Raw genomic sequence first — 15226 nt, 5'->3', positions numbered from 1 at the left:
GACCGGGGATACCGGCCGGTGGGCGTCGCCGAGGGTCACCCCGGCGACGTACAGCAGGAGCAGGAGCGTCAGGGCGCGTCGGCAGGAGCCGGGCACAGGTCCTCGGTGTCGAGGACGCGGCGTTCGGTGGGCAGGTCGCGGACGCGGCGCATGGGGGAGCACCAGAGGATCAGCGCGGCCAGCGGTACGCCGATGGTCATCAGCCACATCGCGGGGCGCACGCCCAGCTGGGTGCCGAGGAAGCCGGCCAGTACGGCGCCGAGCGGGATGGAGCCGAAGTTGAGCACCGCGCTGCTGGCGGAGAGCCGTCCGAGCAGTTCCGGCGGGCAGTAGCGCTGCTGGAAGGTCGACTTGATGACGTTGCCCGCGACCACGCCGGCGGAGGCGCCGAAGCCGCCGATCAGGTACCAGGCCAGTCCGAGGCCGCGGCCGGTGAGCGGGATGAGGACGGTCAGGGCGGGCAGGACGAGTTCGAGCATCAGCATGGCGCGCGAGGTGCCGAGCCGGGCGGCGACCCGGCGGGCGAAGGCCGCGCCGAGGATGCCGCCGGTGGAGGCCAGGCCCACCAGCAGGCCGACGGTGCCCTCGCCGATGCCGACCTCGCGGATCAGGAAGACCACCAGCAGGGCCTGGTAACCCGTCAGCACCAGGTTGGAGGCGGCGCCGAACAGGGCGAAGGTGCGGAACCAGACGTCGGAGACGAGCAGCCGCAGGCCTTCGCCGATCTCCTTGCGCAGCGCCCGGCGGGGGCGGTCGGCGCGGCCGGTCTCGCGGTGGCCGATCCGCGCGGTGCACCAGAGCGAGAGCAGGAACGTCGCGGTGTTGGCGAGCAGCCCGTTGACCGGGCCGGCGAGCTGGGCGAGCAGGCCGCCGCTGCCGAGGCCGACGATGCCCGCAGCGGAGGCGCTGCCGTGCAGTTTGGCGTTGCCCTCGGGCTGGTCCGCGGGGTCGAGCAGCTGCGGCAGGTACGCGGTGTACGCGGTCTGGAAGAACACCCCGGCGGCCCCGGCGAGCAGCGCCACGGTCAGCAGGTGCCACAGGGTGAGCGTCCCGGCGAGGGCGGCCAGCGGGACGGTCGCGTACAGGACCAGCGAGAGGGCGGTCGAGATGAGCATGATCGGGCGGGAGCGCAGCCGGTCCACCCACACCCCGGCGGGCAGGCCGATCAGCAGCCAGGGCAGCCACCCGGCCGCGCCGAGCAGGCCGACCTGGAAGGTGCTCGCGTGCAGGGTGCTGACCGCGATCAGCGGCAGGGCCAGGCCGGTGACGGCGGATCCGTACTTGTTGGCGGTCTCGCCGATCCACAGCAGCCGGAAGTCGCGGTGGCGTCGCAGCAGTCCGGCGGGCCGGCGGGCGATCGGGTCGGTGGCGGGCTCCGGGTGGAGGGTCCCGGTGGTGGAGGGGTCCGCGACCGGCTCGGCGGGGCGGGAGTCGGCGGAGGTGGTCGACGTCATGGCCGGTCGGGTTCCTTTCGGGGCAGTACCTGGATCTGGACGATGGCCGGTCGCGCTTCGGGGTCGGGGGCGGCGGTCGGGTCGGGGGTGTGGCGGGCGACGACTTCGGCGAGTTCGTCGCCGAGGGCCTTGAGCTGGGTGGGCGTCAGGCGCAGGTTGCTCCAGTCGCTGACCAGGCCCACGTTGCGCCAGTCGCCCTCCCACTCGGCGGTCAGCGCGTCCGCGACCAGCTGGTACTGGCGGCGCAGGTTCTCCGCCAGGTAGACGGAGGCCGCCGCCTTGGTGCTGGGGTCCTGGGTGAACTCGGTGGCGGTCAGCGTGATCGTGCCGCGCACCGGGCGCCACCAGCGCTCCCGCTTGGTGCCGCGGCCGGTCTCCTCCTCGATGAACCCGTGTTCCGCGAGGTGGCGCAGGTGCCAGCTGATGGTGCCGGTGGACTCGCCGGTGCGCTCGGCGAGCCGGGCGGAGGTCGAGGGGCCGTGCAGCCGGAGTTCGTCCAGCAGCCGCATTCGCAGCGGATGGGCCAGCCCGCGCAGGCTGTTGGCGTCGAGTTGGCGTCGCGGGGTCTCGTCCTCCGGTGCGGGGGTGGTGGCGGGGTGTTCTTCGGGGCGGTGCTCGTTCATGAGGGCAACACTAGAGTGCAGAGACTTCTCTGCATAGACCTCTTTGCAGAGGAGTCTCTGCATTTTGCTCGGGCGGTGGCCGGCGTTCGCGCGGCGCACGTCCGAATGTCCGTCATCCGGCGTACGGTGGCGGACATATGAAGACCACCACTCCGTACGATCCGCAGTCCGAGGCACGCTGGGTGCCCGAGCCCGACAAGCGGCCCGGCCGCACCGCCTTCCAACGCGACCGCGCCCGGGTGCTGCACTCGGCCGCGCTGCGCCGTCTGGCGGGGACGACCCAGGTGGTCGCCCCGATGCGCAGGGACTTCCCGCGCACCCGGCTCACCCACTCGCTGGAGTGCGCGCAGGTCGGCCGGGAGCTGGGTGCGGCGCTCGGCTGCGATCCGGATCTGGTGGAGACCGCCTGCCTGGCGCACGACATCGGCCACCCGCCGTTCGGCCACACCGGCGAGGAGGCGCTCGACCAGGCCGCCGAGGCCTGCGGCGGGTTCGAGGGCAATGCCCAGTCGCTGCGCATCCTGACCAGGCTGGAGCCCAAGCGCTTCGCCCCGCTCGACGAACCCGAGGTCCGGCTCGCCCCCTGGCCCGGCCGCAGCGTCGGCCTCAACCTGTCCAGGGCCGCCCTGGACGCCGCCACCAAGTACCCGTGGGCCCGCGGCGGCCACCCCACCGACCCGGCCTCCACCAAGTACGGCGTCTACGGCGACGACCTGCCGGTCTTCCGCTGGATGCGCACCGGCGCCCCGGACGGCCGCAAGTGCTTCGAGGCCACGGTGATGGACTGGTCCGACGACGTCGCGTACTCCACCCACGACGTGGAGGACGGCCTGCAGGCCGGCCACATCGACCCGGCGGCGCTGCGTGCCCCGCAGGAGCGGGCCGAGCTGTTCCGGATCGCCGAGCGGTTCGCCCCGGAGACCGGGCCGGAGGAATTCGGCGCCGCCCTCGACCGCCTCCAGGCCGAGGACTGGTGGCCCACCGCGTACGACGGCACCGCCCGCGCCCGGGCCGGTCTCAAGGACCTCACCAGCCAGCTGATCGGTCGCTTCTGCCTGGCCGCCGAGCAGGAGACCCGGGCCCGCTACGGCCCCGGCCCGCTCACCCGGTACGCCGCCGAACTGGTCGTCCCGCGCGGCGTCCGGCTGGAGTGCGCGGTGCTCAAGGCGGTCGCCGTCCAGTACGTGATGCAGCGCGACGAGCAGGCCCAGCTCCGCTCCCGCCAGCGCGTGGTGATCGCCGAACTCGCCGACGCCCTGCTGCGCACCGCCCCGGACGGGCTGGACCCGGTGTTCGCCGCCCAGTACGCGGAGGCCGAGGACGACCGCGCCGCGCTGCGCACCGTGATCGACCAGATCGCCACCCTGACCGACGCCTCCGCGCTCGCCCTGCACGCCAAGCTGATCGGCTGAGCCCACGGATTGTCCGGCCCGCTCCCGTAGACTTTCCCAGTGGCCGGGAGGATCAGGGACGAGGATGTGCAGGCGGTGCGTGCCGCCCTGCCGATCGACGCCGTGGTCGGCGACTACGTGCAGCTGGCCAGTGGCGGCGGCGCCCAGCTGAAGGGCGTGTGCCCGTTCCACGACGAGAAGTCCGCGTCGTTCTACGTGCACCCGGGCAAGAACGTCTTCCACTGCTTCGGCTGCGGCGAGTCCGGCGACACGATCACCTTCCTGATGAAGATCGAGCACTGCTCGTTCGCGGAGGCGGTCGAGCGGATGGCCGCCCAGGCAGGCATCACCCTGCGTTACGAGGAGGGCGGCTACAGTCCGCGCCACCAGCAGGGCGAGCGGACCAGGCTGGTCGAGGCGCACAAGGTCGCCGCCGCCTGGTTCGAGGAGCAGCTGGCCACCCCGGAGGCGGAGATCGGCCGCCGTTTCCTCGCCGAGCGCGGCTTCGACGAGGCCGCCGCCAAGCACTTCGGGGTGGGCTACGCTCCGGTCGGCTGGGAGCACCTGGTGCGTTTCCTGCGCGGCCGCGGCTTCACCGACAAGGAGATCTCGGTCGGCGGCCTGGCCTCGCAGGGCCAGCGCGGCGGCCTGATCGACCGCTTCCGCGGCCGCCTGGTCTGGCCGATCCGGGACAGCTCGGGCGACGTGGTCGGCTTCGGCGCCCGCCGGCTGCGCGAGGACGACAACGGCCCGAAGTACCTGAACACCCCCGAGACGCCGATCTACAAGAAGTCGAACGTCCTGTACGGCATCGACCTGGCCCGCAAGGAGATCGCCAAGTCCGGCCGGGCGGTGGTGGTCGAGGGCTACACCGACGTGATGGCCTGTCACCTGGCGGGCGTCACCACGGCAGTGGCCACCTGCGGCACCGCGTTCGGCGAGGACCACATCAAGATCATCCGTCGGCTGCTGATGGACACCTCCACCTACCGCGGTGAGACGGTCTTCACCTTCGACGGTGACGCCGCCGGACAGAAGGCCGCCCTGCGGGCCTTCGAGGACGACCAGAAGTTCGCGGCCCGCACCTCCATCGCCATCACCCCGGGCGGCATGGACCCGTGCGAACTGCGCCTCGCCCAGGGCGACGAAGCGGTCCGCGACCTGGTGGGGAACCCCGTCCCGCTGTTCGAGTTCGCGCTCCGCTCGGCGGTCGCCCGACACCGGGTGGACACCGCCGAGGGCCGCGCCGCCGCGCTCGAAGAGGCCGCCGGGATCATCGTCAAGATCAAGGACCGCTCGATCCAGCACGAGTACGCCGTCCAGCTGGCCGGCATGGTCGGCATCCTGGACGAGCAGTTCGTGGTCCGCCGGATCTCCCAACTCGCCCGCTGGCAGCGGGAGAACCAGCAGAACGGCCAGCGCCGGCCGCTGCGCCGCGCCGAACCCGCCGGGCAGCAGCCGGCCGGTCCGGAGCGTCCGACGTTCCGGCTCAACCCGCGCGACCCGGCCCAGTTCGTCGAACGCGAACTGCTCAAACTCGCCCTCCAGCACCCCGAGTTGGTCAGCCCGGCCTTCGACCAGTACGGCGAGGACGAGTTCCCCACCCCGCCCTACCGGGCCGTCCGCCGAGCCATCGGCCAGACCGGCGGCGCCGCGTACGGCGCGAGCCTGCCGGACTTCACCGCCGCCGTCCGCGAGGCCAGCCCGGACGACCAGGTCCGCAGCCTGGTCACCGAGCTGACCGTGGAGCCGATCCGGTCCCGCCGCAAGGCCGACGAGCTGTACGCGGGGGAGTTCCTGGTGAAGCTGCGCATGCAGGCCGTGGACCGCCGCGTCGACGAGGTCCGCGCCCACCTGCGGCGGCTGGGCGACCGGGCCACCGCCGAGGAACTGCACCCGGTGCAGAGCGAGTTGTGGGCTCTTCAGCAGTACGGGCAGCAGCTGCGTTCGCGCGGCGCGACCGCCCTCTGACCGCCGCCTGACCGCCCGTCACTCCCCGGGCCGCCCCCGCCTGCCCGGTGGCACCCGCGCGTGCGCCGGGTGCCACCCGTCCGGCTCGCGGCCGCCCGCAGGTGCCCGGGCGCGCCGCGCTGGGTATCCCCTTCGGTGTGGCGCGGCAACCCCCAGGCCGCGCGCGGTCCCTGGAGGGATGCCCGTGGAGCTCTCAGTCGCCCGCCCGCACCGCACCGCCCCCGCCCGGGACGCCGCGATCCCGGTCCAGCCCGGCTCGCAACTCCCCACCGGGGCCGAGCCCGTGGCCGAAGCCCCCGCCGCCGGAACGGCCCCCGTATCCGAAGCCCCCGCGCCCGAAGCCCCCACGCCCGCGCCCGAGGCCGCCGACCGGCCCGAGAGCGAGCCCACCGCCGAGGACCTCGTCGACGAGCCCCCGGAGGCGCCCCTGGACGAGGGCGCCGGCCCGGCCGCCGACCTGCTGCGGCAGTACCTGCGCGAGATCGGCCGCATCCGGCTGCTGACCGCCGCCGAGGAGGTCGAGCTGGCCTGCCAGATCGAGGCCGGCCTGTTCGCCGAGGAGGCGCTCTACCGCACCGACCCGGACGGCGACGGGCGGCTCGCGGACGACCTGGACCGCCTGGTGGTGCTCGGCCGGATCGCCAAGCGCCGCCTGATCGAGGCCAACCTGCGGCTGGTGGTCTCGGTCGCCAAGCGCTACGTCGGGCGCGGCCTGACCCTGCTCGACCTGGTCCAGGAGGGCAACCTCGGCCTGATCAGAGCGGTGGAGAAGTTCGACTACGCCCGCGGCTACAAGTTCTCCACCTACGCGACCTGGTGGATCCGGCAGGCGATGAGCCGCGCCCTCGCCGACCAGGCCCGCACCATCCGCGTCCCGGTGCACGTGGTCGAGCTGATCAACCGGGTGCTGCGGGTGCAGCGCGCCCTGCTGCAGGAGCGCGGCGTGGAGCCGACCGCAGCCGAGGTCGGGCTGGTGCTCCAGCTGCCCCCGGAGCGGATCCGGGAGGTCCTCAAGCTGGCCCAGGAGCCGGTCTCGCTGCACACCCCGGTCGGCGAGGAGGACGACGTGGCCCTCGGCGACCTGATCGAGGACGCCGACGCCGCCTCCCCGCCGGAGAGCGCCGCCTTCCTGCTGCTGCGCGAGCACCTGGAGGCGGTGCTGGCCACCCTCGGCGAACGCGAACGCCAGGTGGTCCAGCTCCGCTACGGCCTCGACGACGGCCGCCCCCGCACCCTGGAGGAGATCGGCCACCTGTTCGGCGTGACCAGGGAGCGGATCCGGCAGATCGAGGCGAAGACCCTCCGCAAGCTCCGCGAGCACGCCTTCGCCGACCAGCTCCGCGGCTACCTGGACTGACCTGCCGCCCGACCGGCCGTCAGTGGTGGAAGCCGCTGCGCTGCGGCATGCCCAGCTCGCTGAGCGGCGCGGGCTGGCGCTCCAGCTCGGGCAGCAGCCGTCGCAGGTCGTTGAGCAACAGGTCCGCCAAGTCCCGGGTGAACCCGTTGCGGCACACCACCCGCAGCACCGCCAGGTCGGTCCGCCCCTCCGGGAAGGTGTACGCGGGCACCTGCCAGCCGCGTTCGCGCAGCCGCCGCGAGACGTCGAACACGTCGAACGAGCCGCCCTCGACCGTGGTGAAGGCGAACACCGGCAGCTGGTCGCCCTTGGTGATCAGCCGGAACGGGCCGAGCTTCCCGATCTGCTCGGCCAGGTACTCGGCGACGTCCCGGCAGGCCTGCTGCACTGCGCGGAACCCGGCGTGCCCGAGCCGCAGGAAGGCGTAGTACTGGGCGACCACCTCCGCGCCCGGCCGGGAGAAGTTCAGCGCGAAGGTCGGCATCTCGCCGCCCAGGTAGTTGACCTTGAACACCAGCTCCTCGGGCAGCGCCTCGCCGTCCCGCCACAGCGCCCACCCCACCCCCGGGTACACCAGCCCGTACTTGTGGCCGGAGGTGTTGATCGACGCCACCCGGGGCAGCCGGAAGTCCCACTTCAGGTCCGGGTCCAGGAACGGCGCGACCATGCCGCCGGACGCACCGTCCACGTGCACCGGAATGTCGAGCCCGGTGCGCTGCTGGAGGTCGTCCAGCGCGGCGCAGATCTCGGCGATCGGCTCGTAGGAGCCGTCGAAGGTGGAGCCGAGGATGCCGACCACGCCGATGGTGTTCTCGTCGCAGTGCGCGACGGCCTGGTCGGCGGTCAGGTGGAAGCGGTCGCCCTCCATCGGGACGAGCCGCGCCTCGACCTCCCAGAAGTTGCAGAACTTCTCCCAGCAGACCTGCACGTTGATGCCCATCACCAGGTTGGGCCGCGCCCCGGCCGCGTACCGGTCGGCGTTGCGCCGCATCCAGCGCCGCTTGAGCGCCATCCCGGCGAGCATGCAGGCCTCGCTGGAGCCGGTGGTCGAACAGCCCACCGCGGCACCGGGATCGGGCGCGTGCCACAGGTCGGCGAGGATCGCCACGCAGCGCCGCTCCAGTTCGGCGGTCTGCGGGTACTCGTCCTTGTCGATCATGTTCTTGTCGCTGCACTCGGCCATCAGCCGGTCCGCGTACTCGTCCATCTGCGTGGTGACGAAGGTCGCCAGGTTGAGCTTGGCGTTGCCGTCCAGCATCAGTTCGTCGTGGATCAGCTGGTACGCGATGGAGGACGGGATCGGCATCCGGGGCAGCCGGTGCAGCGGCGGGGCGACCTGCATCGCGCCCACCGGATCGGTCAGCACGTGCAGTGGGCTGAACGGCAGCCGGCGGTCGTCCTGCCCGTGTGCCTGTCCCTTGTGCAACGCCATGACGGAACGTCCCTCCACTCGTGGAGCCCCCACGCTGCCATCCCTTACGGGCCGACGCACCCTCAACAGCCGCTCGACGGACGGCTCCGGACGCCCGGTCAGACGCTCGCGGCGGTCTCCGGGTGGTACTGCTCGCGCATCGCCGCGTACTGCTGGCGCACCGCGTTGCCGACCGCCAGGTCGTGCTCCTGGTCGGGGGCGAGCAGGGTGACGTCCGGCAGTTCCCACTGCGGGGGCTCGGCCGTCCCGGCGAGTGCCCAGGCCGCCTGGCGGGCCGCGCCGCGCGCCGCGTGGTCGCCGCGCGGCGGTATGACCACGGGCAGCCCGAACACCAGCGGGGCTGTCTGCTGCACGGCGGGCAGCCGACCGGCCGTCCCCAGCAGGAACACCCGGTTCACCGCGACGCCGTGGCCGCGCAGCACGTCCAGCGCCTCGGCCAGGTTGCACAGCATGCCCTCGACCGCGGCCCGCGCCACGTGCTGCGGCGCCATCGACTCGGCCCGCAGCCCGGTCAGCGTGCCGGCCGCCTGCGGCAGCTTCGGGGTGCGCTCGCCGTCCAGGTACGGCAGGAAGACCATCCCGTACGCGCCCGGCGAGGACTGCAGGGCCAGCTCCGACAGACCCTCCAGGTCGGTGCCGAGCATCGCCGCGGTGGAACGCAGCACCTGCGCGGCGTTCAGCGTCGCCACCATCGGCAGGTGCCGGCCGGTGGCGTCCGCGAACGAGGACACCAGGCCGGACGGGTCGACGACCGCCCGGTCGTGCACCGCGAAGATCGTGCCGTTGCCGCCCAGCGACACCACCGCGTCGCCCGGGCCCAGCCCGAGGCCCAGCGAGGCCGCCATGTTCTCCCCGGTGCCGGCCGAGATCAGCAGCCCCTCCGGGGTGTGCCCGGCAGGCTCGGCCGGGCCGAGCACGTCCGGGACCTTCAGCTCGTGGCCGAGCGCCAGCTTGATCAGGTCCTGCCGGTACTCGCCGGTGATCGGCGACCAGTAGCCGGTGCCGGAGGCGTCGCCGCGGTCCGTGGTGCGCCGCCGGGTGCCGCCCAGCAACTGCGAGACCAGCCAGTCGTGCGGCAGCAGCACCTCGGCGATCCGCTGCGCCGACACCGGTTCGAACTCGGCCAGCCAGCGCAGCTTGGCGATGGTGTACGCCGGGCCGGGGACGGCGCCGATCGCCTCCACCCAGGGCTCCGCGCCGCCCAGCGCGTCCAGCAGCGCGGCCGCCGAGCCCGCCGACCGCGGGTCGTTCCAGAGCAGCGCGGGCCGCACCAGGACACCGCCGGCGTCCAGGCCGATCAGACCGTGCTGCTGGGCGGACACCCCGATCGCGCGGACGCCCTCCAGCAGGCCCCCGGCGGCGGCGTCGCCGAGCGAGTGCAGCCAGCTCTGCGGGTCGACCTCGGTGGAGCGGGCGTCGTCGCCCTCGGGCAGCGGATGGGGAGCGCGGCCCTGCCGCAGCACGGCGCCGGTGTCGGCATCGCACGCGACGATCCGGGTGCGAGTGGTGGAGCTGTCGATGCCCGCGACGATGGCCATGCCGAGATCATGCCGCAGTCGACGGTCGGGGCGGGCCCGACTGCCGCAAGTGTTGCCCAGTCGGTACCGGAACCAGCCCCGCCGCCGACCCTCCGTGCCTGGTCGGGGGCGTTCCGTGCCCGGCCGGAGACGTTCGGTGCGATGTTCGCGCGATGCGCTTTGCGATGCCCTTTTGCGATGCTCCGTGCGCTCAGGGGCGGACGGTGCCCCAGCCGTCGTCCTCGCCGTGGTGCTTGGCGAAGTACGGGACGCGCTCGGTCAGCGCGTTCGGCAGCTTCTCGCCGACCTTGTCGGCGACCGCCCCGGCGGCCTTCCCGGCCACCGCGCCCGCCTGCTGCTTGGCCTTGCCGGCCGCGTCCTGCACCCGCGGGTTCTCCCGCAGCTGCCGGGCCGCACCGGCCAGCTGGTCGTACCGCTCACGCCCGGCCCGGGTACCGAGGACGTACCCGATCCCGATGCCAACGATCAACGACACCTTCCACATGCCCTGGTTCCACCCTTCGTCGCCGCGCGATTGTGTGCCGCGTCTACCCGTCCGGCCGGGCCGTGAACCGCCCTGCCGGTGGCGGGTCCGGGCCAGCCGGAACCGCCGTGCACCAGCATCCCCGTCCGTACCGTGAGGCGCGCGCGGGGCACGCCGGACCGGCCCGGGGCCGAGGTGGGGGAGGCTGCTGCCGAAAGCGATTGGCGGAACACCCCCCTGAGTGCGCTAATGTATGTCCCGCAGCGAGCACCGTGGGCCCGGGGAGATCCGGAGACCGGGGTGAGCGAGGCGAAGAACGATCCTCCATAGCTCAATTGGCAGAGCAGCCGACTGTTAATCGGCAGGTTATTGGTTCGAGTCCAATTGGAGGAGCGCGGTCCCCCATAGCTCAATTGGCAGAGCAGCCGACTGTTAATCGGCAGGTTATTGGTTCGAGTCCAATTGGGGGAGCTTCACCGGAATTCGCGGTGATCAGTACAGAGCGAAGGCCCTTCGGTGAGACCGAGGGGCCTTCGTGTTTCTTCCCGCGGCCGAGCCCTCCACAGGGCCTGCGGTTCCTCTGCAGGGCCGTGGCCGCAGGGGCTCAGCCGCCGGCCTGCCGGTAGAGGTCCGCGAGGCGGCTGCCGAAGGCCACGCTGTAGGAGATCTCCGGGCTGTCGCCGCCCTGCTGGTAACCCCCTATGACGCCGACGACCTGACCCTGCCCGGTCACCCAGGGGCTGCCGCTGGTGCCGTCGGTGAATCCGGCGCAGTCGAAACGCTGCTGGGTATTGCTGCGCGAGGTGGTGCGGCCCTGGCAGGTGATCGGGGACACGGCGCTGTTGGGATATCCGGTGACGGTGACGTCCAGGCCGAAGCCGAGACCGGTGGCGAGGGTGTAGGCGCCCATCGCGTCCTCGACCTGCCGACCGTTCAGCGTGCCGACCGTGAGGAACGCCACGTCGTACCCCTCGTTCTCGTCGGGCCCCCACCGCGGGTCCACCAGCACCCCGGTGACGGGCCAACTTCCGTACGGGGCGCGCTGGTCGCGGTAGCCCGGGGCGAACACCAGGCCGTCGATGGGCGTGCCGTGCGGGGCCGCGCAGTGGGCGGCGGTGATCAGCAGGTTGCGGCCCCGGCTGTGCACCACGGCGGCCGTGCAGGCCCGCATGCCGTCGGTGTCGTCCAGGAACAGCGGCCCGATCCGGTTGCCCACGGCGTCCGCCGGCGCGGGATGCGCGGTCGGACGGTTGTCGGCGGGCGTGGCGGAATCGCAACCGGTCGCCGCCGCCAGCAGGAGCAGGAGTGCGCAGGCCGCAGCGGCCGGGCCACGGCCGGTTCGGGGAGAGCTGCGCGGCACCGTCACTCGCTTCCGCTCGGCGACCCGCCCGGGGGTGCCGGGCGGCGGATGCAGCAAGATCTACCAGGGCCCGCGCCGCACCGGCAACCGCCCTCGACAGCGGGCCCGCCCGACCGGGTGTCAGGAGCCCTGGGGCAGCCGCCGGTGGAACGCCTGCGCCGGGACGCCGGAGCAACTGCCGTACGGGATGCCTGGGGTGTCGCCGCCCTGCCGCCCTGCCGTCGATCACCTCGACCGCAGTGCCGGGGGGGTCGTTCGGGGCCGCCTGCGGGCGGTCGCCTCCTCGGAGTGTACGGACAGCCGGCCTCACCGGTGCGGTGCCGCATCGGCTGTGCGGGCTCGGACCGGCGCAAGCTCTGACGGGGTGTCACCGGTGTGGGCGTGGGCACGAACGCCGACACCGCGCGGGAGGTGCCGAGGCCTGGGGCGATCATTTTCCGGGCCGTCGCCTCGACCGCGCCGGCCTCCCGGTTCGCTCGTCGGGGTGACCGTCGGACGGATGCGACCGCGTCCACGAATGGGCGGCGCGGGTGGGAGGGGGCGGGCGTCCCCGGATGCGCCCCCGGCGCGCACCACGGGTGACCGACCGGCTATGCTGCCGGGGGCGTCCCTGAGGGGGCGTCCGCTACTGCCAGGGCCGCCCGTCGGCCCCGGCGGGTCGAGTCGGGGGGCGGTAGCTCAGCCGGTTAGAGCAGGGGACTCATAATCCCTTGGTCGTGGGTTCGAGTCCCACCCGCCCTACCTCGGCCGCTGACCGACCGTCAGCCAATGGGGCTCTCTGACCAGGCGAAACGCCGGACTTGTCGAGCTCTGAGCGTAGATTAGCGTCCCCGGCAGCTCCTGTGTGCAGCGCCGCGAGCGCGCGCCGGGGAATTCCGGGGAACTCGGCCAGGGCCCGAACCCGGGGCGGTGCTTCCGGGTGACCCCGGCGACCTGGGCCGTATCGCCGTCCGCCCTTGCCGGGGCCCGTGGTTCCTCCTGGGCGTCGAAACGGTCCGGCGGTTGGCCGCAGCGGGGAGATTCACCCCATCGGGAATCGCTGCACGGTGACCGTTCGGGCACGTATTGTTCGGCGCGGGAACTCGGGGCAGGGACGGCGATCGCCGGGTGCGGAAGGTGTGGATGGCCGGGGAGTCCGGCGGCCGGGCCGGATGCGGCGCGAGGCCCGCGGTCCTGGGATCCGCGGGCCTCGGGTGTCACCGGGTGGGTCAGTACTGCGTGGTGACGGTGACTCCGGAGAAGGAGTTCTGGGCGTAGAGGCTGAAGTACACCCAGCCCGCGGGCGGGTTCGTGATGGTCAGGGTCTCACCGTTGCCGCTGTTGGTGGACTTGGCGGCGTAGGAGCCGGTGGTGGCCCAGCCGGCGGGGTTCCAGTAGAGGTCCGCGTTGCCGGTGCCGCCGGTGGTGGTGATGGTGAGCTGCTTCACGCCGGCCGGCAGGTTGAGGAAGCTGTAGCTGTAGTTGCCGGAGGTGGCCGCGACGTTGTCGCGGCGGCAGTTCTTCCCGTACGAGCGGGTGTCCGGGTCGGCGCAGAGCGGGGCGGCGGGGGCCAGGGTGCCGCAGTTGCCGGTGCCGCAGGCGCTCAGGTAGGTCGCGAAGTCGGCGTCGTACGAGGTGCCGATGCCGGTGAGGACGGCACGGGCGCCGGTGAAGTCGCCGGTGCGGGTCTTGGCCAGGTAGGCGGCGACGTCCTGCGGGTGCGACTGCAGCATGTAGCGGACGGCCAGGTAGCCCCAGTTGTAGGTTCGGGTGGAGTCGGTGTTCTGGTAGGTGGTGTCGAACAGCGTGCTCAGCTTGTAGGTGCCCTTGGCGGCCTGCGCGATCGCGTCGTCGTAGCGCACGTCCCGGTACGTGTAGGACATGTACTCGGCGAAGCCCTCGATCCACCAGATGTTGGGGACGGTCTGTCCGGCGTCGAAGTCGCCGTAGAAGTTGAAGCGGCCGTCGAGGTAGTGCGCGTACTCGTGGTTGAGGTTCCAGATCGAGAACGCCGGGCGCAGCCACTCCGCCTCGTGGGCGATGAAGCGGGCCTGGTTGCCGGGCTCGTCGGGCTTGCCCTCCAGGTACATGCCGCCGTTGTCCACGTCGATGTCGAACATCGACCAGGCGTACAGGCGGTAGTCGTAGGAGGAGTCGTAGACCACGACCTCCAACTGGGTGTTGAGGTCACCGGGGACGGGGCCGTTGTCCTTGACCACGCTGTGGAACAGGGCGTCTTCGTTGGCCAGACTGGAGCAGGTGCTGTCCAGTTCGGCGGTGGTCAGTGCCTGGGCGCGGATGTGCAGGGTCGGGCTGCAGATTCGGTCCACGGTCAGGACCAGCGGGGCGAGCCGGGTCGGCAGGTCGCACAGCCCGTAGTAGGAGCAGTGGCCCTCGTCCTTCTTCTCGGTGAACCAGGCGAGGTTCATCGTGAGCGGGCCGGTGGCGCCGATCAGCGGGAAGGCGTTGACCAGATCCTTGACCAGCGGGCGGGCCTGGGCCTGCAGCACCGGCTGCTCCAGGAAGGAGCCGAGGTCGATGCCCAGGCCGGTGGCCAGGTCACTGCCGTTGAGCATCCGGCTGTTGCGCTTGACGAAGGCGGAGATCGAGGCGGCCACCGACGGGTCGGCGGCCAGCGCGGCGTTGAAGGAGTCGACGCCGAGGCCGTTCTCCAGCACCAGCTTGGTGTTGGAGACGGCGTTCCACATGCCGCCGGTCCAGGAGCTGGTGTAGCGGTCCAGCAGGTCCTTGATCACGCCGGTGTAGCGGGCGTTCTCCTGGGCGGAGTCGATCAGGATGACCGCCTCGGAGAGGATCTGGCCGTTGGCTTCGGTGGCGTCCTTGGCGTGCGGGGCGGCGTAGAACGCGTCCAGTGCGCCGCGGATCGAGGTCTGCAGTGCGGTGCCGTACGGGCCGACCGCGTCGGGGTGGTACCACTGGACGTAGTAGCCGGCCCGCAGGAAGGCGATCAGCTGGGCGGCGGACGTCGAGTCGGTGCCGTCGTAGTTCGCCGACGCGGTGCGCAGGGCGTCGGCGACGGCGACCATCTGCGGCTCGCGGAAGGTGTTCTTCGCGTCGGTGCCGGTGATCGAATAGAGCTTGCCCAGGCAGTCCAGGCCGGCCGACTTGACCGTGTTGACCAGGGTGGTGCCGCCGGCGGAGCCGAACGACGAGGTGTCGCAGCCGGTGGCGTCGGCGGCGCGCGCGCCGAGCTTCTTGGCCGACTCGGCGGCGGTGGCCTGCCGTGGTGCGGACTTGGTACCGGTCTCGACCTGACCCGGGGTCGGGCGGGCGTCCTTCGGCTCGTCGGCCGACTTCGGGACGGGGTGCGAGACGGGGGCGGTGGCCGTGTCGGCGGGGGTGGTGCCGGCGGCGGGTTGGGTGGGGGCGGCGAAGGCGCGGCCCTGTGGGGCGAACAGTCCGATGGTGAGGACCAGCGCGAAAGCGAGCGCGAGCAGCCGACCCAACTGGGCGGCGGATATCCGGATATGACGCACGGTGGGGGACTCCGAGCGGTAGTGGCCGGGCTGGGGGGCCCGACCATCTGACGTGTGACATGTAAAATGGCACAGAATGGGGGCGGGTGGAAGAGAAAGATCGCCATGGTGATCGAATCTCTATGTTCGCGGCCCCGCCAGGCCTCCTCGGCCGCCCCGTC

General features: G+C 72.4%; 10 protein-coding genes and 3 tRNA genes. 6 read left to right on the top strand and 7 right to left on the bottom strand.

The genetic code is table 11. The features are described from left to right. Positions 1 to 68: 68 nt before the first annotated feature. Both AMK19_RS16120 and AMK19_RS16115 read right to left on the bottom strand, forming a co-directional pair. Positions 69 to 1454, bottom strand: a complete 1386-nt coding sequence (locus tag AMK19_RS16120; RefSeq protein WP_083646882.1) for an MFS transporter — start codon at positions 1452 to 1454, stop codon at positions 69 to 71. Then, positions 1451 to 2077 (bottom strand): winged helix-turn-helix domain-containing protein, encoded by a 627-nt coding sequence (locus AMK19_RS16115; RefSeq protein ID WP_073812226.1) that lies wholly within the window; start codon positions 2075 to 2077, stop codon positions 1451 to 1453. Before AMK19_RS16115 ends, AMK19_RS16120 begins: the two co-directional genes overlap by 4 nt. Positions 2078 to 2214: 137 nt before the next feature. On the opposite strand from AMK19_RS16115, the gene AMK19_RS16110 reads away from it, so the two are divergent. The 3 genes from AMK19_RS16110 to AMK19_RS16100 all read left to right on the top strand — a co-directional run bounded on the left by AMK19_RS16110 (position 2215) and on the right by AMK19_RS16100 (position 6796). Then, entirely contained in the window at positions 2215 to 3489 is a 1275-nt protein-coding gene (locus tag AMK19_RS16110) for a deoxyguanosinetriphosphate triphosphohydrolase (protein WP_073812224.1), read from the top strand. Positions 3490 to 3528: 39 nt separating this feature from the next. Beyond that, entirely contained in the window at positions 3529 to 5439 is a 1911-nt protein-coding gene (dnaG, locus tag AMK19_RS16105) for a DNA primase (protein WP_073812223.1), read from the top strand. Between the two features lie 178 nt (positions 5440 to 5617). Beyond that, positions 5618 to 6796 (top strand): RNA polymerase sigma factor, encoded by a 1179-nt coding sequence (locus tag AMK19_RS16100; protein ID WP_083646880.1) that lies wholly within the window; start codon positions 5618 to 5620, stop codon positions 6794 to 6796. A gap of 19 nt (positions 6797 to 6815) precedes the next feature. Here AMK19_RS16100 and AMK19_RS16095 read toward each other — a convergent pair whose 3' ends face one another. The 3 genes from AMK19_RS16095 to AMK19_RS16085 form a co-directional block, all read right to left on the bottom strand. Continuing rightward, the gene (locus AMK19_RS16095; RefSeq protein ID WP_073812221.1) at positions 6816 to 8228 is read right to left on the bottom strand and encodes a glutamate decarboxylase; all 1413 of its coding nucleotides are present in this window, start codon (positions 8226 to 8228) and stop codon (positions 6816 to 6818) included. A gap of 98 nt (positions 8229 to 8326) precedes the next feature. Continuing rightward, entirely contained in the window at positions 8327 to 9766 is a 1440-nt protein-coding gene (locus AMK19_RS16090; RefSeq protein ID WP_073812220.1) for an FGGY family carbohydrate kinase, read from the bottom strand. 190 nt (positions 9767 to 9956) lie between these two features. Continuing rightward, on the bottom strand, positions 9957 to 10250 hold the full coding sequence (locus AMK19_RS16085; protein ID WP_073812218.1) for a hypothetical protein: 294 nt from the start codon (positions 10248 to 10250) through the stop codon (positions 9957 to 9959). A 299-nt stretch (positions 10251 to 10549) separates the two neighbouring features. On the opposite strand from AMK19_RS16085, the gene AMK19_RS16080 reads away from it, so the two are divergent. Together AMK19_RS16080 and AMK19_RS16075 are read left to right on the top strand one after the other, a co-directional pair. Next, positions 10550 to 10622 (top strand) — tRNA-Asn (locus tag AMK19_RS16080). Between the two features lie 5 nt (positions 10623 to 10627). Next, positions 10628 to 10700 (top strand) — tRNA-Asn (locus AMK19_RS16075). Between the two features lie 133 nt (positions 10701 to 10833). On the opposite strand, the gene AMK19_RS16070 is transcribed toward AMK19_RS16075, so the two are convergent. Then, positions 10834 to 11445 (bottom strand): trypsin-like serine peptidase, encoded by a 612-nt coding sequence (locus tag AMK19_RS16070; RefSeq protein ID WP_143200229.1) that lies wholly within the window; start codon positions 11443 to 11445, stop codon positions 10834 to 10836. Positions 11446 to 12256: 811 nt separating this feature from the next. Here AMK19_RS16070 and AMK19_RS16065 point away from each other — a divergent pair. After that, positions 12257 to 12330 (top strand) — tRNA-Ile (locus AMK19_RS16065). 467 nt (positions 12331 to 12797) lie between these two features. Here AMK19_RS16065 and AMK19_RS16060 read toward each other — a convergent pair. After that, positions 12798 to 15065, bottom strand: coding sequence for a collagenase (locus AMK19_RS16060; RefSeq protein WP_241844428.1), 2268 nt, complete (start codon positions 15063 to 15065; stop codon positions 12798 to 12800). Positions 15066 to 15226 lie beyond the last annotated feature (161 nt).

This window comes from Kitasatospora sp. CB01950, assembly GCF_001905465.1.
Taxonomy (GTDB): Bacteria; Actinomycetota; Actinomycetes; order Streptomycetales; family Streptomycetaceae; genus Kitasatospora.
This window is presented reverse-complemented; position numbering and strand designations above follow the sequence as displayed.